We start from the raw sequence: 18,212 nt of genomic DNA, 5'->3' as shown, positions 1-18,212 counted from the left end.
CACTTTCTACTGAGAGAGTGGCGGTCCAGGTCATGCGACGTTTGCGGCAGATCATGTTATCTGCGGGTAAAGGTCCACGAACCCGCAGGGAGCTCGTCCGTTGGCTGCCATCGCCCGCTGGTGCATCAAGCACCGGCTGCTCGCCGTCCTCATCTGGCTCGCCGCCCTCGGCGGCACCGCCGCAGCGGCGGGGTTCGCGGGTTCCGCGTACTCCAACGACTACGAGGTGCCCGGTACGGAGTCCGGCCGGGCCACCGAGCTCCTCTCGCGCGGCTTCACCGACCTCGGCGGTGACACCGACACAGTGGTCTGGCACACCTCCGGCTCCACGGTGCGGGCCGCCGACGTCGAACAGACGATGACCCGCACCCTCCACGCGATCGACGCCCTGCCCGGCGTCGGCGCGGTGACCGGCCCGTACGGAGCCGAGTCCACCGGCCAGATCAGCGAGGACGGCCGTACCGCCTACGCCACGGTCACCTTCGACCGCCCCGCCGACGAGATCCCGGTCTCCGAGGCCCAGGCCCTCGTGGACACCGCGAAGGGAGCCGAGGCGGACGGGCTGGAGGTCGAACTGGGCGGCACCGCCGTCGCCCTCACCGAGGCGCCCTCCGCCCATATCGCCGAGGCGGTCGGCGTGGTCGTCGCGGCCGTGGTCCTCTTCCTAGCCTTCGGCTCGCTCGCCGCCAGCCTGCTGCCCATCGCCACCGCCCTGGTCTCGGTCGGTACCGCCTACGCGGGCATCGTCCTGCTCGGCCATGTGATGACCGTGGCGGACTTCGCCCCGATGCTCGGCATGCTCATCGGGCTCGGCGTCGGCATCGACTACGCGCTCTTCATCGTCACCCGGCACCGCAGGGGGCTCCGGCGCGGGATGTCCGTCGACGAAGCGGCCCAGAACGCCGTCACGACCACCGGACGCGCGGTCGTCTTCGCCGGGGCCACCGTCTGTATCGCCCTGCTCGGCATGCTGATCCTGCGGCTCAGCTTCCTCAACGGCGTCGCCATCGCCGCCTCGCTCACCGTCGTCCTGACCGTGGCCGCCTCCGTCACCCTGCTGCCGGCGCTCCTCTCCCGCATAGGGATGCGGGCGCTCAGCCGCCGCGAACGCCGGCAGCTCGCCGAACACGGCCCGCGCCCCGAACTGCCCACCGGCTTCGCCGCCCGCTGGTCCGCCTTCGTGGAGCGCCACCCGAGGCTGCTCGGCGGGATCGCGGTGGTCGTCATGACCGTCCTCGCCCTGCCCGCGCTCGGGCTCCACCTCGGCACCTCCGACCAGGGCAACAACCCGGCCACGACCACCACCCGCCAGGCGTACGACCTGATCGCCGACGGTTTCGGCCCCGGCGTCAACGGACCCCTCACCATCGCCGCCCAGCTCGACGGCGCCGACGACCGGCTCGCCCTGGACTCGCTGCCCGAGAGGCTGCGTACCACCGATGGCGTCGCCTCGGTCAGCCCGGTCACGTACAACAGCGGCGGCGACACCGCCTTCCTCACCGTCGTCCCCACCTCGGCGCCCCAGTCGCAGGAGACCAGCGAGCTGGTCGACCGCCTCCGGGAGGACGTGCTCCCGCCGGTCAAGAACACCAGCTCGCTGGAGACGTACGTCGGCGGGGTGACGGCGAGCTACGACGACTTCGCCGAGATCATCGTCGGCAAGCTGCCCCTCTTCGTGGGGGTCGTCATCGGCCTCGGCTGCCTGCTCCTGCTGCTGGCCTTCCGGTCCATCGGCATCCCGGTCAAGGCCGCCGTCATGAACGTGGCCGCCGTCGCCTCCTCCTTCGGCGTCGTCGTCGCCGTCTTCCAGTGGGGCTGGGGGAGTGAGCTGCTCGGCCTCGGCAGCGCCGGGCCCATCGAACCCTTCCTCCCGGTGATCATGGTCTCGGTCCTCTTCGGCCTCTCCATGGACTACCAGGTCTTCCTGGTCGGCCGGATGTACGAGGAGTGGCTGGAGACCGGCGACAACCGGCGCTCCGTCCGGGTCGGCCTCGCCGAGACCAGCCGAGTGATCAACTCCGCCGCCGTGATCATGATCTCCGTCTTCCTCGCCTTCGTGCTCAGCGGCGACCGGGTGATCGCCATGTTCGGTATCGCGCTCGCCACCGCCGTCGCCCTGGACGCCTTCGTCCTGCGCACCCTGCTGGTGCCCGCCCTGATGCACATGCTCGGCGGCGCCAACTGGTGGCTGCCGGGCTGGCTGGACCGCCGGCTGCCCCGGATCAGCATCGAACCGCCCGACACCGCGGTGGATCATGCGAGGATCCCGGGTGCGCGCGTCACGGAGGTGGACGCCGCGTCGGCAAAGGAGGAGCACGATGTTCGCCATATCCCTGGGTGACGACCAGGCGGAGCTGCGCCCGCTGGAGGTCTGGCAGGCCGAGGAGTTCCTGACCCATATGGACCGGGCCCGGGAGCTGGTCGACCCGTGGATCCCGTTCGCCTCCTTCGCCACCGACCTGGACTCCGCACGCGCGCTGCTCCGGCGGTACGCGGAGAAGCAGGCGGCGGACACCGGACGGCTCTACGGGATCTGGCTGGAGGGCACCCTCGTCGGCGGGGTCCTCTTCCGGATCTTCGACGCGGAGTCGGGCAACTGCGAGATCGGCGTCTGGCTGGAGCCGGCCGCCCAGGGCCGGGGTCTGATCACCCGGGCCGCCGAGCGCCTGATCGACTGGGCGGTGTACGAGCGGGGCATGCACCGCATCGAGTGGGACGCGTCCGCCGCCAACACCCGCTCGATCGCCGTCGCCCAGCGGCTCGGCATGACCCGTGACGGGGTGATCCGGCAGAACTACCTCTACCGGGGAGAGCGCCACGACTCGGAGATCTGGTCCGTGCTGGCCCCGGAATGGCGGGCCCGCACCGGGCGCTGAACCCGGGCGTCGAGGGGGCGCTCACCCGGACGTTAAGGGGGTTCTCATCCGGGGCCCCTAGCGTGCGGCACATGAACACCACCCCCTCCAAGACGACCGGCCCGTCCACGACGGACACGCCCGCCGCCGACCCCGAGAAGAGCACCGCCGACGCCGCCGTCACGGAGGACTCCACCGCGACCGCCGCGCCGTCGGTCACCGAGGACCCTGCCGCGACCGCCGCGCCGTCGGTCACCAAGGATTCCACCGCGACCGCCGCGCCGGCGGAGGCCGCCGACGAGGCCGAGGACGACGGCCTGGAGCCCGACGGCCTGGAGCCCGACCCCTTCACCGAGGCCCGCCACGGCGTCGGCGCGGGCGCCACGGCCGTCGTCTCCGCCGCCCTCGGCATCGTCGCCCTGACCGGCGCCTGGTCCGGCCGGATCGCCGCCGAGCGCGAGACCCTGATGGGCCAGATCCAGACCGCCGGCGGCTCCAGCGCGGCCCAGCAGATCTCCGAGATCTACGGGGACGCCTGGCACGCCACCGCCCTCGTCAACGGCGTCTTCGCGGTGCTGGCCCTGCTCGTCGGCGCCTTCGTCCTGGCCCGCCCCGCCTTCGGCACCCCCGCCACGCGGCCGCAGCCCGCCTGGATCCGCGCGGTCGCGCTGGCCGGAGTCGCGCTCGGCACCCTCGGCGTGCTGATCTCCGCAGGCATGTACTTCGACCTGTTCCTCTCCCTCCCGGTAGCGGGCACACCGGCGGGCTGAGCCGGGACCGGGGCCCCTACGGCACGGGTATCGGGGCCGGGACCGGGCCCCTACGGCACGGGAATGAGCCGGTACCGGGCCCCTAAGGCACCGGTCTAAGGCCCCCGCTCACCCCTGGGCCACGGGGTGGGCCGGCCTAAGGCCACCAGCGCGGGAAAGATGCGGAACTCGCCTCATGCGGCGCCCCCTCCTGGCCGACGACAGTGGACACACAGCGAACACAGGGCCCCGGCGACCGGCCGGGCACCCCCTCAGGTCCGCTGCCACGACGGTCCGCTGCCGCGACCGGGAACCAGGGGCACTCCATGTACGACTACGAGCTGTACCGCGCCACCTCCGCCGAGCTGATCCGCCGGGCCGACGCCGAGCGCGAGATCGGCCGGGCCCGCATCGCCCGCCGGGCCGCCCGTCGTACCGGACGCGGTGACCCCGAAGGAAAGGTGAGGGAGGCCGACCGCACCCGCTTCGCCCCGGCCGCCTGACGGTGTCCCGGCCCGGGACGCCTACCGAGCCGGCACCGGACCGGGCCGGGAGCATGATCACCGTCCGCGAAAAAGATCCCGCGGCCTCGTACGCGTATGCGATGCTCGGCAGCGTGGAGACCAGGTCGGTGAGCCCCGTGTTCGTCGGGCGCGCGGAGGAACTCGCCTCGCTCACCGAGGCGCTCACGCGTGCCGCGTCCGGCGACCCGCAGGCGCTGCTGATCGGCGGCGAGGCGGGTGTCGGCAAGACCCGTCTGGTCGAGCAGTTCATCGCGGCGGCCGGGCGGCGCGATGCCGTCGTGGCCGTCGGGGCCTGCGTCGAGATCGGGGCCGACGGGCTGCCGTTCGCCCCCTTCCCGACCGCCCTGCGCGCCCTGCGCCGGGCCCTGCCCGAGGAGATGGCCGCCGCCTGCGCCGGCCAGGAGGGCGAACTGGCCCGGCTCCTGCCCGAACTGGGCGAGGTCCACCGGGACGCCACCGACGAACACAGCATCGCCCGCCTCTTCGAGCTCACCGCCCGGCTGCTGGAACGGATATCCGCCGACCGGGCGGTGGTCCTCGTCCTGGAGGACCTGCACTGGGCGGACGCCTCCACCCGGCACCTGCTCGCCTACCTCTTCCGCACCCTCAGCGGCGGCCGTCTCATGGTCGTCGGCACCTACCGCGCGGACGACATCCACCGCCGCCACCCCCTGCGCCCCCTCCTCGCCGAGCTGGACCGGCTGCGCACCATCACCCGCGTCGAACTCGACCGGTTCAGCCACGACGAGGTCGGCAGCCAGTTGGCGGGCATCCTCGCGGAGACCCCCGAAGCCGCACTCGTCGACGAGATCTTCGACCGCTCCGACGGCAACGCCTTCTTCGTCGAGGAGCTGGCCCGCTCCCTGGAGTGCTGCGGCGACAGCTCCGGGCTGACCGAGTCGCTCCGCGACCTCCTGCTCGTCCGTGTGGAGGCGCTTCCGGAGCACGCCCAGCGGGTCGCCAGGATCGTCGCCGAGGGCGGCTCCTTCGTGGAACACGACCTGCTGGCCGCCGTCGCCGGCCTCGGCGAGGACGAGCTCGACGAGGCCCTGCGCGCGGCCGTCGGCGCCAACCTGCTGCAACCCGCCCCCGACAGCGGCGGCTACCGCTTCCGCCACTCCCTGGTCCGCGAGGCCGTCAGCGACGACCTGCTGCCCGGTGAACGCACCCGCGTCAACCGCCGGTACGCCGAAGCCCTGGAGGCCGACCCCTCCCTCGTCCGGGACGACGAACGCGCCACCCGCCTCGCCAGCTACTGGTACGCCGCACACGACGCCGCCAAGGCCCTGCCCGCCGTGCTCCGGGCCGCCGTCGAGGCCCGCCGCCGCTACGCCTACTCCGAGCAACTGAGGCTGCTGGAAAGGGCGATGGAGCTCTGGGACGACGTGCCCGACGCGGTGCGCGCCACCCTGCGCCCGTTCGACTACGCGGAGGTCTACCCCGCCTCCGCCTCCGACCCGGAGAACACGCCGCTGCGCTATCTGGACGTGATGGCCGAGGCCACCGTCGCCGCCCACTTCGGCGGCGACCGCAAGCGCGCCCTGGCCATCTCGAAGAAGGCCATGCGGGTCCTGGAGTCCGAGGCCGACCCGCTGCGCGAGGCCTGGTTCCTGGTGCAGCGCAGCCGACTGGTGCAGGGGCTCGACAAGGGGGACGGCTGGGAGGAGCTGGCCGCCGCGCAGGAACGGGTGCGCGGACTGCCGCCGTCCCCCGTGCAGGCCGACGTCCTGACCAATGTGGCCAGTTGGAAGGCGCTGCACCGGCCGGGCCCGGAGGCGCTGGCCGACAGCGACCGCGCGGTGGAGTACGCCCGGCTCGTCGGTGACGAGTACATCGAGCTGCACGCCCGCCTCACCCGCGGTTGGCTCACGGCGGACGCCGGCGGCGTCGAGGACGGCCTCGCCGAGATGTACGCCGTCCGGGACCGGGCCGAGAAGCTGCACCTGATGAACCTCCTCGGCCGGGTCAGCGTCAACCTGCCCTCCTCGCTGGAGGCGATGGGCCGCTCGCTGGAGGCCGTCGCCGCCGCCGACCACGGCATCGAGATCTGCCACAGCCACGGCCTGGCCGACTCCGGGGCCTGGGTGCACGCCAACCAGTCCCAGTCCCTGTTCTCCCTCGGGCACTGGCCCCAGAGCGAGGCCGCCGCCGCGTCCTCCGCCCGCCTGGCGCTGGGCCCCAAGTCGAAAGGGCTCGCCGCCCTCCGCCGTACCGAACTGGCCGTCGCGCGCGGGGACTTCGTCGAGGCGGAGGAGTTGCTCACGCTGGTCCACAAGCACTTCGGGCATCGCGATCGGCAGCACCAGCACCTGATCGACCCCGTCCGGCACGGCATGGTGATGGCCGCCTCACGGGGCAGGATCGCCGAGGCGCGGGCCGCGTTCGAGGAGCTGGCCCGGCCCGGCTTCCCGCCCGGCACCCAGCGCTACGCCCTGCCGCTGCTCCAGACCGCCGCCATGATCGAGGCGGACGCCCGCGGACTGCCCGCCGCCGAACCCGGCCGCCCGGAGCTGCTGGCGCTGATCCGCCGGTGCGTGAAGAGCCTCCCGATGCTCGTCCCCGTATGGGTGGCCCACGGTGTCTTCATCGAGGCCGAGCTGGCCCGGGCGGAGGGCACGGACGCCCCCGCGCACTGGGCACACGCCGCCGAGGCCTTCGAACCGCTGTGCCGCCCGTACCACCTGGCCCAGATCCATCGCCGCTGGGCCGAATCCCTGCTCATCGCCCCCGGCGAGCGGTCCACCGCCACGGCGCTGCTGCACCGCGCCCTGCAGGTCGCCCGTCGGCTCGGCGCACGCCCGCTCGCCGAGGCGGTCGAACAGCTTGCGGCCCGCGCCCGCATAGTCCTGGACGACTCCGGCGCGCCACCCGGTCACGACACCGCCATCCACCCGGCCGTCCTGACCACCGAACCTGCCGCAGTGGGCCCGGGGCGGCCGTCCGCCGAGGACAGGGACCCGGCCATCACCGCCGTCGAGTCCTTCGGGCTGACCCCGCGCGAGCAGGACGTGCACCGGCTGGTCGCGGCCGGCCACACCAACCGGAGGATCGCCGAGGAGCTGTTCATCTCACCGAAGACCGCGAGCGTGCACGTCTCCAACATCCTGGCCAAGCTCGGTGTCGCCTCTCGCGGCGAGGCGGCGGCCCTGGCCCACCGCCTCCGCCTCTACCCGGCCCCGTAGACCCTGCCCGTCAGCGCTCGTGCGGCCCGTCGTGACCGTCGTCCCCGTCGCCCCGGTCGTCCGCCGGCTCCGTGACGACGCGCGTACGGGGGGCGAGCACGGCGTCCTGCTCCAGCGGCGCCTTCCGCATGCGGTCGGCCGGTCCGCGCTCATCGTCCGGGGCCGGCTCCGCCTCCGGCGCCCGGACCGTCACCTTGCCGGAGGTGAGGTCTATCGGCCCGCGGCCCGGGTCACCGGCGGCGACGTCCACCCGGCTCAGCTCCAGCCTCTTCTGCTCGTCGGCGCCGTGCTTGCGCCCCGGGGCGAAGAGCTCCTCGAAGAAATTGAACACGGTCGTGCTCCCTCCGAACATGGTGCGTGGGCCGGACGTGGTGCGCCGGGCGGGGCGCGGGGTGTCCGAGTCCGCCTACCCCACTTCGACCAGCAGGATCCTGTCGTCCCCGGACCTCGGCTCTCCCCGGCCGTCCGTGTTGCTGGTGACCAGCCAGAGCCGGTCGCCGCCCGCGCTCACCACGGTGCGCAGCCGGCCGTGCTTCTCATCCAGGAACGACTGGGGGGCGGCCAAAGGTTCCTTGTCCGCGTCACCGGAGAGCGGGATGCGCCAGAGCCGCTCGCCCCGCAGCCCCGCCATCCAGATCGAGCCCTCCGCGTACGCGATACCGCTGGGCGAGGCCTCGGAGGTCTTCCACTGCGCGACCGGGTCGATGAACCCGTCCTCGCCCTCCTGGCCCTCCACCTCGGGCCACCCGTAGTTGCCGCCGGGCTCGATCAGGTTGAGCTCGTCCCAGGTGTTCTGGCCGAACTCGGCCGCCCACAGCCGCTTCCGCGCGTCCCAGGCGAGCCCCTGGACATTGCGGTGCCCGTACGAATACACCACCGAGTCCGCCTCCGGGTTGCCGTGCACCGGCTCCCCGTCCGGGGTCATCCGCAGGATCTTGCCCGCCAGCGACTCCTTGTCCTGCGCGAGCCCGGTGTCCCCGGTCTCCCCGGTGCCCGCGTACAGCATCTTGTCCGGGCCGAACGCGATCCGGCCGCCGTTGTGGATGTTCCCCTTGGGGATGCCGCGCAGGATGGTGTCCGGGGCGCCGAGCTGCTGTCCGGCCGGGCGCTTCTCGTCGTAACTCATGCGGACGATGCGGTTGTCGGAGGTGGTGGTGAGGTACGCGTACACCCATCCGTCCGCGGCGAACGTCGAGGGGACCGCGAGCCCCAGCAGACCGCCCTCGCCCGCCGGGGAGACCCCGGGCACCGAGCCGAGCAGGGTCTGCTTCCCGCTCTCGCCGTCGATCCGGTGGACCGTCCCCTCGTCACGCGAGGCGACCAGCAGGTCACCGCCCGGCAGCGCGGTCAGCCCCCAGGGCGACTTCAGCCCCTCGGTCAGCGTCGAGACCACCTTCGCCGAGCCCTTGGCGGGGGGCAGATCGGCCGACGCGCTCGGCGACGCGGAGGAACCGGGGCTCCGTGAGGCGGTCGGTGAGGCGGCGCCCGTACCGGACGTGCCCTCCTCCCCGCCCGTGGAGCACGCGGCGGACAGGACCAGCGAGGCCGTCGCCAGTGCGGCCACCACCCCCCTGCGCACCGCGGGGGACTGAACTGACCCGAACACAGCACCGCGCACTGGACCGATCCTTTCGACGGCTGCCCGACTGGCTCTTTCGCTCTACCTGTTCTTACCTCGCGGCCCCGCCCGAAGTTCCCGGTGCGGCCCATTCTCCCGCCACCCTCTTCCGGGCGCGCGGCCTCAGTCCCACGACCCCCGCGCCCGGGGCAGCCCGGCGATCTCCGCCAGGTCCGCCTCGTCCAGCTCCACCTCAGCCGCCCGCGCGTTCTCCACCGCCCACTCCTCCCGCTTCGCGCCCGGCACCGCCACCACGTGCGGCCCCTGCCGCAGCACCCACGCCAGCGCCACCTGCGCCACACTCGCCCCGCGCCGCTCCGCGATCCGCCGCAGCCCGGCCACCACCGGCTGGTTCGCCGCCATCATCTCGGCCGTGAACCGGGGGTGCCGGGCCCGCAGATCCTCGGGCTCGAACCCCTGGCCCGGCTTGAGCGTCCCGGTCAGATAGCCGCTGCCCAGCGGCATCGCGGCGAGTACCCCGACCCCCCGCGCCGCACACCAGGGCAGCAGCTCCTCCAGCGCCTCCGGCGACCACACCGACAGCTCCGCCTCCACGGCGCTGACCGGGAAGACCTGCTGGATCCGCTCCAACTGCCGGATCGTTCCCGCATGCGGCCCGGCCGCGGATCTGCGCGGGGCGCGCGCCCCCACCGCGCACAGTCCCAGCGAACGCACCTTGCCCGCGGTCACCAGCTCCGCCATCGCGCCCCAGGTCTCCTCCACCGGCACCTCGGGGTCGGCCCGGTGCAGTTGGTAGAGGTCGATCACATCGGTCTGGAGGCGTCGCAGCGAGGCGTCACAGGCCCGTCGTACGTAACCGGGGCGGCCGTTGGCGACGATGTGCTGATCGCCCACCAGGAGCCCGCACTTGGTGGAGAGGAACGCCTCGGAGCGGCGCCCCTTGAGCGCTCGCCCCACCAGGAGCTCGTTGGTGAACGGCCCGTACATGTCCGCGGTGTCGAGCAGCCGGACACCGGCGTCGAGCGCCGCGTGCACCGTACGCACCGAGCGGTCACCGAGCTGCTGCGACGCGCTGTAGCCCCAGCTCATCGGCATGCAGCCCAGCCCGACCGCGCCCACGGCGAGCCCCGACGCCCCGATCGTCCTGCGCTCCAACTCCCCGAACCCTCCCTCGTTCCCGCGGTCACGGGGCCGTACCGCACCCCAAACTAACCTCTGGCCCGGCCACGACTTCGATCAGCCGTCCCGCAGCCGTCCTGGAGCACTCGCACACCCGTCGCATAGCCTCCTGACCATGACTGAGACGACTGCCGGCGCGACACGTGCCGATGTATGGCTGCCCTTTCCGGCCGAGGAGATCGACGGCCTCCCCGAAGGCCTCGACTACCTCTTCTGGGACGGCGGCCCGGAGTTCCCCGGCGACCCCGCGGACTGCGTGTACTACGTCGTCCCCTACCTGAAGGGTTCAGAGGTCGCCGTCCGGCCGATGGACGCCATGAGCGCCGTCCAGGTCGTGCAGACGCTCTCCGCGGGCATCGACCACGTGGAGCCGGGGCTCGGCCTGCTGCCCGCCGGTGTACGCCTCTGCAACGCCAAGGGGGTGCACGAGGCGTCCACGGCGGAGCTGACGCTCGCCCTGATCCTGGCCTCCCTGCGCGACATCCCCGGCTTCGTCCACGGCCAGGACAGGCAGGAGTGGCGGTCCGGCTTCTACCCGGCGCTCGCCGACAAGTCCGTCCTCATCGTGGGGTACGGCTCCATCGGCGCGGCCATCGAGGACCGGCTCGCGCCCTTCGAGTGCGCGCGGGTCGCCCGCGTCGCGCGCTCCGCCCGGACCACCGGGCGCGGCCCCGTACACACGCTCGACGACCTCCCGGCCCTGCTGCCCGAGGCCGACGTCGTCGTGCTCTCCACCCCGCTGAACCCCTCCACACGGGGGCTCGTGGACGCCGACTTCCTCGCCGCGATGCCGGACGGGGCCCTCCTCGTCAACGTCGCCCGGGGCCCGGTAGTGGACACCAAGGCCCTGCTGGCCGAACTGGAATCCGGACGGCTGCGGGCGGCACTCGACGTCACCGACCCGGAACCCCTGCCGTCCGGCCATCCTCTCTGGCATGCTCCGAATGTCTTGATCACGCCTCATGTGGGCGGCAGCACCTCGGCGTTCGAACCGCGCGCCAAGCGGCTGCTGGCCACGCAGCTCACCCGCTTCGCCGCGGGGGAGGCGCTCGCGAACGTCGTCAGCACCACCGGCTGAGGCGCCCCGGACGGCCCCGGGCGATCACGCCGAGGCGTGATCCGCATGCGTACAGTGCCGCCCACCTCGTGTTTCGTCACGGAGCGTAGAGAAGCTATGGCCCTGAGTGACGAATCTGGTGTATCGTCCGGACCGGAGCGCCGCGCGGTGGCAGGGGCGGCGCGGGGGCAGCATCGGAACGCGAGGGGGCGACGGACGATGTGCTGGCCATGGAGAGACGATCCGAGGCGGCCGAGCGGGCTGCGGCGGCCATCGCCGCTGCCCGGACAGGCCGCCCGCGGGTGGCCGGATTCCACCCCGGGCCGGCGCCCGGGGCCGGGGCGGGGAGCCCTCCGGTGAGCGCCCTGGGGGCCTGGCTCTCGCCGCGTTCCGCCGTCGGCTCCTCGGGGCTGCGGGCCCGGATCCTGCTCGGCGTCGTCTGCGGCGGATATTCGGTCGGAGCGGCCGTCGGCTGGGGATCACCGGAACTGGCCCGCTTCATGGGGGACTTCGGCCTCGCCGCGGCGGCGCTGGTCGCCGCCGTCTCCTGCTTCCTCTACGCCCGGGTGAGCGCCGGGCGGCTGCGGCCCGCCTGGCTGCTCTTCTCGCTCTCCTCCCTCATGGCGGCCTGCGGCAACGCCGTCTGGGGGTGGTACGAGGTGGTGCTCGGCGTCCCCGTGCCCACCCCGTCGGCGGCCGACGCCTTCTTCCTCTGCTTCGCGCCGCCCGCCATCGTCGGACTGCTCGTGCTCGCCAAGCGCCCCGTCACCCGGGCCGGCTGGGTCTGTCTGGCCCTGGACGCCTGGCTGATCGGCGGCTCCCTGCTGACCCTCGCCTGGAGCCTCGCCCTCGCGCACGCGGCGCACATGGCGGGCGTCCAGGACGCCAGCGTGGGCCCGGCGGCGCTCTCGCTGGCCTATCCGCTGCTGGACATCGTGCTCGTCTCCATGGTGCTCGCGCTGCACTTCCGCCGCTCGGGGGCCAACCGCTCGGCGGTCAACACCGCGATCGCCGCCCTGGCGCTGACCGTCCTGTGCGACGCGGTGTTCACCTCGCCGCTGCTGCGATCCACCTACCACTCGGGCCAGTTGCTCGACGCCGGCTGGTTCGCCGGCTCGCTGCTCCTCGCCTACGCGCCCTGGGGCGTACGGAGCCGGGCACCCGGCACCGACCGCCCGGGCCCGCCGCGCGCCATGAGCCGCCCGATCGCCGGGTCGCTGGCCGCGCTGACCCCGTATCTCGCCGCCGCCGTCTGCACGTTGGGCATCCTGTACAACGTGGTCGAGGGGCGCCGGGTGGACCGGGTCGTCATCTTCACCGGCTGCACGGTCGTCCTCGCCCTGGTCGTCCGGCAGGGGATCATGCTGCTGGACAACATCTCCCTCACCCAGGAGCTGGCCCAGAAGGAGAACCACTTCCGCTCCCTGGTCCAGGGCTCCAGCGACGTCATCATGATCGCCGCCCCCAGCGGCACCCTGCGCTACGTCAGCCCCGCCGCCGCCGGGGTCTACGGGCGCGACGCGGAGGATCTCGTCGGCGCCGAGCTCTCCTCGATCATCCACCCCGAGGACCTCGGCCGGGTCGTCCACGAGGTGCGGCGCTTCCTCGCCGCCCCGCCCCACGAGGAGCCCACCACCCGCATCGAGTGCCGCTTCCGCTCCGGCACCGGCGACTGGCTCCACGCCGAGTCCACCGTCAACCGGCACCAGGGCGGGCTCCTGCTCAACAGCCGGGACGTCACCGAACGGGTCAGGCTCCAGGCCCAGTTGCAGCACAACGCCGAGCACGACCCGCTCACCGACCTGCCCAACCGGGCCCTGTTCACCTCCCGGGTCCGCCAGGCGCTCACCGGCCGCCGCGCCGGCGACTCCGGCACCGCCGTGCTCTTCATCGACCTCGACGGCTTCAAGGCGGTCAACGACACCATCGGCCACCAGGCCGGCGACGAGCTGCTCATCCAGGCCGCCCGCCGCCTCCAGGAGTCCGTCCGGGCCGGCGACACCGCGGCCCGCCTCGGCGGCGACGAGTTCGCCGCGCTCATCACGGGCGACGGCACCCGTGACCAGGGCGCCCGGGAGTACCAGGTCCACGAGATCGCCGACCGCCTCCGCCTCACCCTCTCCCAGCCCTACCGGATCGGCCCCAGCGAGGTCCGGGTGGCCGCCTCCATCGGCGTCGCCTTCGCCGAGCCCGGCATCACCCCCACCGACCTCATGCGCAACGCGGACCTCGCGATGTACCGCGCCAAGGCCGGCGGCAAGGACCGGGTCGAGCTGTACGCGCCCCAGATGCAGGCCGACGTCGTACGCCGGTCCGAGCTGGCCACCCGGCTGCGCACCGCCCTGCGCGAGGGCGAGTTCGCCCTGCTGCACCAGCCCGTCGTCCACCTCGCCAGCGGCTCGGTCGCCGCCGTCGCCGCCCAGGCCCGCTGGCGCTCCGCGCAGGGCATCCTCTTCACCCCCGCCGAGTTCCTCCGGGTCACCGGCGACGACGACCGCACCGCCGAGCTCGGCCGCTGGCTGCTGGAGGAGGCCGTGAAGCAGGCCGCCGACCGGGCCAGGGCCGGACATCCCGTCGCCGTCTCCGTCCGCCTGACCGCCACCCGGCTGCTCGACAAGGCCCTGCCCTTCGGCTCCATCGAGGCGCTCCTGACCCGCCACGGGCTGCCGTCGGGGGCGCTGATGATCGAGGTGGCCGACAGCGACCCCCGGGTCTCCTTCGACGAGCTGGAGCGGCGCCTGGTGGCCCTGCGCCGGCTCGGCGTCCGGATCGCCCTGGACGGCTTCGGCAGCGGTTTCGCCGCGATCAACGCGCTGCGCCGCCTCCCCATCGACGTACTGAAACTCGACCGGAACCTGGTCGAGGGGGTGGTGGAATCGGCCAGGCTGCACAAGATCACCAGCGGGCTGCTCCGGATCGCCTGCGACCTCGGCCTCCAGTCCGTCGCCGACGGGGTCGACGTCCCCGAGCAGGTCCTCGCGCTCCGCGCCATGGGCTGCACCCACGGCCAGGGGATGGCCTTCTCCGGCCCGCTCGACGAGTACCGGCTGCGCCGCGCCCTGGTGCGCGGCCAGTTCCCCGTGCCGGGCGTCCCCGGCCCCCGTACGGTGATGGCGGGCGGCTCGATCCCGCTGCTCACCGGATCACATGCTGAGACGCCCGTCCCACCCACTTGACACGTCATGCGTGCCGGAGAGAGGGTCAATGCCATGCGCACCCGAATTCTCGTACTTGGAAAGCGCGTCGGCTGAAGCAGAGTCACTCCACGACACTCTGCGGACCGCACCCGGCGCGCTCCCCTCGCTTGCCTCACGGCACGAGGGGTTTTTTGTTGCACTGACACCTCTCAAAACGCTGCAAAACACCCGCGAAAAACCACCCGCGAACACCCTCAGCTTCGAGAAGAGAATGCCGATGACCGAGCAGGCCACCGGGGCCCACCACCCGCAGCCGCGCGCCCGTAACGGCGGACAGCCGTCCGTCACCGTTGAGCACGTCACGGGCGCGCAGTCCCTCATCCGCTCTCTCGAGGAAGTCGGCGCCGACACGGTATTCGGCATCCCCGGCGGCTGCATCCTCCCCGCCTACGACCCGATGATGGACTCCACCAAGGTCCGCCACGTCCTGGTCCGCCACGAGCAGGGCGCGGGCCACGCCGCCACCGGGTACGCGCAGGCCACCGGCAAGGTCGGCGTCTGCATGGCCACCTCGGGCCCCGGCGCCACCAACCTGGTCACCCCGATCGCCGACGCGCACATGGACTCCGTGCCGCTCGTCGCGATCACCGGCCAGGTCGCCTCCAAGGCGATCGGCACCGACGCCTTCCAGGAAGCCGACATCTGCGGCATCACGATGCCGATCACCAAGCACAACTTCCTGGTCACCCGGGCCGAGGACATCGCGCACACCATCGCCGAGGCCTTCCACATCGCCTCCACCGGCCGCCCGGGCCCCGTCCTCGTCGACATCGCCAAGGACGCCCTCCAGGCGCAGACCACCTTCAGCTGGCCGCCCGCCCAGGACCTGCCCGGCTACCGGCCCGTCACCAAGCCGCACGCCAAGCAGATCCGCGAAGCCGCCAAGCTGATCACCCAGGCCAAGCGCCCCGTGCTCTACGTCGGCGGCGGTGTCATCAAGGCCGGGGCCACCGCCGAGCTGAAGGTCCTCGCGGAGCTGACCGGAGCGCCCGTCACCACCACCCTGATGGCGCTCGGCGCCTTCCCCGACAGCCACCCGCTGCACGTGGGAATGCCGGGCATGCACGGTGCGGTCACCGCCGTCACCGCGCTGCAGAAGGCCGACCTGATCGTCGCCCTCGGAGCCCGCTTCGACGACCGCGTCACCGGCAAGCTGGACAGCTTCGCCCCGTACGCCAAGATCGTCCACGCCGACATCGACCCGGCCGAGATCGGCAAGAACCGCACCGCCGACGTCCCCATCGTCGGCGACGCCCGCGAGGTCCTGGCCGACCTGGTCCAGGCCGTCCAGGCCGAGCACACCGAGGGCATCACCGGTGAGGCCGCCAGGCAGTACGCAGACTGGTGGAAGGACCTCAACCGCTGGCGCGACACCTACCCGCTCGGCTACGACCTGCCCGACGACGGCAGCCTCTCGCCGCAGCAGGTCATCCAGCGCATCGGCAAGCTCGCCCCCGAAGGCACGATCTTCACGGCCGGCGTCGGCCAGCACCAGATGTGGGCCGCCCACTACATCGACTACGAGCAGCCCGCCACCTGGCTCAACAGCGGCGGCGCCGGGACGATGGGATACGCGGTCCCGGCCGCGATGGGCGCCAAGGCCGGCGCACCCGACCGCACGGTCTGGGCCATCGACGGCGACGGCTGCTTCCAGATGACCAACCAGGAACTGGCCACCTGCGCGCTCAACAACATCCCGATCAAGGTCGCCATCATCAACAACGGCGCCCTCGGGATGGTCCGCCAGTGGCAGACCCTCTTCTACAACCAGCGCTACTCCAACACCGTGCTGCACTCCGGCGCGGACACGGACGGCAACGCCGCCAAGGGCACCCGCGTCCCGGACTTCGTCAAGCTCTCCGAGGCCATGGGCTGCCACGCCATCCGCTGCGAGGACCCGGCCGACCTGGACAAGGTCATCGAAGAGGCCAACTCCGTCAACGACCGCCCCGTCGTGATCGACTTCATCGTCCACGAGGACGCCATGGTCTGGCCGATGGTCGCCGCCGGCACCTCCAACGACGAGGTCCAGGCCGCACGCGGCGTCCGCCCCGACTTCGGCGACAACGAAGACGACTGAGAGACAGAGAGAGAACGACTCCCATGTCCGAAAAGCACACGCTCTCCGTCCTGGTCGAGAACAAGCCCGGTGTCCTCGCCCGGATCACCGCCCTGTTCTCCCGACGCGGCTTCAACATCGACTCACTCGCGGTCGGCACCACCGAACACCCCGACATCTCCCGCATCACCATCGTCGTGAATGTCGAGGGCCTGCCCCTGGAGCAGGTGACCAAGCAGCTCAACAAGCTGGTCAACGTCCTGAAGATCGTCGAACTCGAGCCGTCCGCCGCGATCCAGCGGGAGCTCGTCCTGGTGAAGGTCCGCGCCGACAGCGAGACCCGCTCCCAGATCGTCGAGATCGTCCAGCTGTTCCGCGCCAAGACCGTCGACGTCTCCCCGGAGGCCGTCACGATCGAGGCGACCGGAGGGGCCGACAAGCTGGAGGCGATGCTCAAGATGCTGGAGCAGTACGGCATCAAGGAGCTCGTCCAGTCCGGCACCATCGCCATAGGGCGCGGCGCGCGCTCCATCACCGACCGCTCCCTGCGCGCCCTCGACCGCTCGGCCTGAGCGGATCCGCGGAGCCCCTGGCTCCGGTTCGCATGGCGAGACCCGATCACGTACACGACGCCCCCGCCGTACGGTGGGACGCAACACCTGCACACCAAGGAGAAGACCCAGTGGCCGAGCTGTTCTACGACGACGATGCCGACCTGTCCATCATCCAGGGCCGCAAGGTCGCGGTTCTGGGTTACGGCAGCCAGGGCCACGCCCACGCGCTGTCGCTCCGTGACTCCGGCGTCGACGTCCGCGTCGGTCTGCACGAGGGCTCGAAGTCCAAGGCCAAGGCCGAGGAGCAGGGCCTGCGCGTGGTGACCCCGTCCGAGGCCGCCGCCGAGGCCGACGTCATCATGATCCTCGTCCCGGACCCGATCCAGGCCCAGGTCTACGAGGAGTCCGTCAAGGACAACCTCAAGGACGGCGACGCGCTGTTCTTCGGCCACGGCCTGAACATCCGCTTCGGCTTCATCAAGCCGCCGGCAGGCGTGGACGTCTGCATGGTCGCCCCGAAGGGCCCCGGCCACCTGGTCCGCCGCCAGTACGAGGAGGGCCGCGGCGTTCCGTGCATCGTGGCCGTCGAGCAGGACGCCTCGGGCAAGGGCCTGGAGCTCGCCCTGTCGTACGCCAAGGGCATCGGCGGCACCCGGGCCGGGGTCATCAAGACCACCTTCACCGAGGAGACCGAGACCGACCTGTTCGGTGAGCAGGCCGTCCTCTGCGGTGGCACCGCCGCCCTGGTGAAGGCCGGTTTCGAGACGCTGACCGAGGCGGGCTACCAGCCCGAGATCGCGTACTTCGAGTGCCTGCACGAGCTGAAGCTCATCGTCGACCTCATGTACGAGGGCGGCCTGGAGAAGATGCGCTGGTCCATCTCGGAGACCGCCGAGTGGGGCGACTACGTCACCGGCCCGCGGATCATCACCGACGCCACCAAGGCCGAGATGAAGAAGGTCCTCACCGAGATCCAGGACGGCACCTTCGCCAATGCCTGGATGGCCGAGTACCACAACGGTCTGCCCAAGTACAACGAGTACAAGAAGGCCGACAGCGACCACCTGCTGGAGACCACCGGCCGTGAGCTGCGCAAGCTCATGAGCTGGGTGAACGACGAAGAGGCGTAAGGCCTCGGGGGAGCGGGGGGGGGGGGGGGGGGGGCCCGCCCCCCCCCCCCCCCCCCCCACGCCGGCCGCCCCCCCCCCCCCGAAGTAAAAAAAAACACACAACCAGAGGGAGGAAAAACAACCAAGAAAAGTAAAAAAAAAAAAAAA

Annotated in this window: 13 protein-coding genes; 10 read left to right on the top strand and 3 right to left on the bottom strand. The window is 72.1% G+C overall.

Going from position 1 to position 18,212, the window contains the following annotated elements; translation table 11 throughout:
* Positions 1–100 precede the first annotated feature (100 nt).
* The 5 genes from ACFWRT_RS07740 to ACFWRT_RS07720 all read left to right on the top strand — a co-directional run bounded on the left by ACFWRT_RS07740 (position 101) and on the right by ACFWRT_RS07720 (position 7,310).
* A complete protein-coding gene (locus ACFWRT_RS07740) occupies positions 101–2,341 on the top strand; it encodes an MMPL family transporter (protein ID WP_380950942.1) in 2,241 nt (746 codons plus the stop codon).
* Positions 2,319–2,876 (top strand): GNAT family N-acetyltransferase, encoded by a 558-nt coding sequence (locus tag ACFWRT_RS07735; RefSeq protein WP_380950941.1) that lies wholly within the window; start codon positions 2,319–2,321, stop codon positions 2,874–2,876. The genes ACFWRT_RS07740 and ACFWRT_RS07735 overlap by 23 nt, the downstream gene beginning before the upstream one ends.
* 62 nt (positions 2,877–2,938) lie before the next feature.
* On the top strand, positions 2,939–3,625 hold the full coding sequence (locus ACFWRT_RS07730) for a hypothetical protein (RefSeq protein WP_380950940.1): 687 nt from the start codon (positions 2,939–2,941) through the stop codon (positions 3,623–3,625).
* 305 nt (positions 3,626–3,930) lie between these two features.
* Complete coding sequence (locus tag ACFWRT_RS07725; protein WP_380950939.1) at positions 3,931–4,107, top strand: hypothetical protein; 177 nt, start codon at positions 3,931–3,933, stop codon at positions 4,105–4,107.
* A gap of 53 nt (positions 4,108–4,160) precedes the next feature.
* Positions 4,161–7,310, top strand: coding sequence for a helix-turn-helix transcriptional regulator (locus ACFWRT_RS07720; protein WP_380950938.1), 3,150 nt, complete (start codon positions 4,161–4,163; stop codon positions 7,308–7,310).
* A 10-nt stretch (positions 7,311–7,320) separates the two neighbouring features.
* Here ACFWRT_RS07720 and ACFWRT_RS07715 read toward each other — a convergent pair whose 3' ends face one another.
* From ACFWRT_RS07715 to ACFWRT_RS07705, 3 genes are all read right to left on the bottom strand, one after another.
* Positions 7,321–7,641 (bottom strand): DUF6191 domain-containing protein, encoded by a 321-nt coding sequence (locus ACFWRT_RS07715; protein WP_380950937.1) that lies wholly within the window; start codon positions 7,639–7,641, stop codon positions 7,321–7,323.
* A 75-nt stretch (positions 7,642–7,716) separates the two neighbouring features.
* Positions 7,717–8,928, bottom strand: coding sequence for a PQQ-dependent sugar dehydrogenase (locus ACFWRT_RS07710; RefSeq protein WP_380950936.1), 1,212 nt, complete (start codon positions 8,926–8,928; stop codon positions 7,717–7,719).
* Between the two features lie 123 nt (positions 8,929–9,051).
* Positions 9,052–10,008: an aldo/keto reductase gene (locus ACFWRT_RS07705; RefSeq protein ID WP_380950999.1), complete on the bottom strand. Its 957-nt coding sequence runs from the start codon at positions 10,006–10,008 to the stop codon at positions 9,052–9,054.
* Positions 10,009–10,183: 175 nt separating this feature from the next.
* Here ACFWRT_RS07705 and ACFWRT_RS07700 point away from each other — a divergent pair, with 175 nt between their 5' ends.
* The 5 genes from ACFWRT_RS07700 (at position 10,184) to ilvC (ending at position 18,065) form a co-directional block, all read left to right on the top strand.
* The gene (locus tag ACFWRT_RS07700) at positions 10,184–11,146 is read left to right on the top strand and encodes a 2-hydroxyacid dehydrogenase (protein ID WP_380950935.1); all 963 of its coding nucleotides are present in this window, start codon (positions 10,184–10,186) and stop codon (positions 11,144–11,146) included.
* A 335-nt stretch (positions 11,147–11,481) separates the two neighbouring features.
* On the top strand, positions 11,482–14,301 hold the full coding sequence (locus ACFWRT_RS07695; RefSeq protein ID WP_380950934.1) for a putative bifunctional diguanylate cyclase/phosphodiesterase: 2,820 nt from the start codon (positions 11,482–11,484) through the stop codon (positions 14,299–14,301).
* A gap of 232 nt (positions 14,302–14,533) precedes the next feature.
* Positions 14,534–16,402, top strand: coding sequence for an acetolactate synthase large subunit (locus ACFWRT_RS07690; protein WP_380950933.1), 1,869 nt, complete (start codon positions 14,534–14,536; stop codon positions 16,400–16,402).
* Positions 16,403–16,425: 23 nt separating this feature from the next.
* A complete protein-coding gene (gene ilvN, locus ACFWRT_RS07685) occupies positions 16,426–16,953 on the top strand; it encodes an acetolactate synthase small subunit (RefSeq protein ID WP_006127785.1) in 528 nt (175 codons plus the stop codon).
* Positions 16,954–17,063: 110 nt separating this feature from the next.
* On the top strand, positions 17,064–18,065 hold the full coding sequence (ilvC, locus tag ACFWRT_RS07680; protein ID WP_073878074.1) for a ketol-acid reductoisomerase: 1,002 nt from the start codon (positions 17,064–17,066) through the stop codon (positions 18,063–18,065).
* Positions 18,066–18,212 lie beyond the last annotated feature (147 nt).

The organism is Streptomyces cyaneofuscatus, from assembly GCF_042718795.1.
In the GTDB taxonomy this organism is placed as follows: Bacteria; Actinomycetota; Actinomycetes; order Streptomycetales; family Streptomycetaceae; genus Streptomyces; species Streptomyces cyaneofuscatus_A.
Note: the sequence above shows the minus strand (reverse complement) of the source record. Positions and strands in the feature narration are given on the sequence as shown.

Excerpts from the sequence above, each read along its gene's own strand:
- ACFWRT_RS07735 (WP_380950941.1), top strand. The coding sequence starts at position 2,319 with ATGTTCGCCATATCCCTGGGTGACGACCAGGCGGAGCTGCGCCCGCTG.
- ACFWRT_RS07725 (WP_380950939.1), top strand. The coding sequence starts at position 3,931 with ATGTACGACTACGAGCTGTACCGCGCCACCTCCGCCGAGCTGATCCGC.
- ACFWRT_RS07720 (WP_380950938.1), top strand. The coding sequence starts at position 4,161 with ATGATCACCGTCCGCGAAAAAGATCCCGCGGCCTCGTACGCGTATGCG.
- ACFWRT_RS07700 (WP_380950935.1), top strand. The coding sequence starts at position 10,184 with ATGACTGAGACGACTGCCGGCGCGACACGTGCCGATGTATGGCTGCCC.
- ACFWRT_RS07690 (WP_380950933.1), top strand. The coding sequence starts at position 14,534 with ATGCCGATGACCGAGCAGGCCACCGGGGCCCACCACCCGCAGCCGCGC.
- ilvN (WP_006127785.1), top strand. The coding sequence starts at position 16,426 with ATGTCCGAAAAGCACACGCTCTCCGTCCTGGTCGAGAACAAGCCCGGT.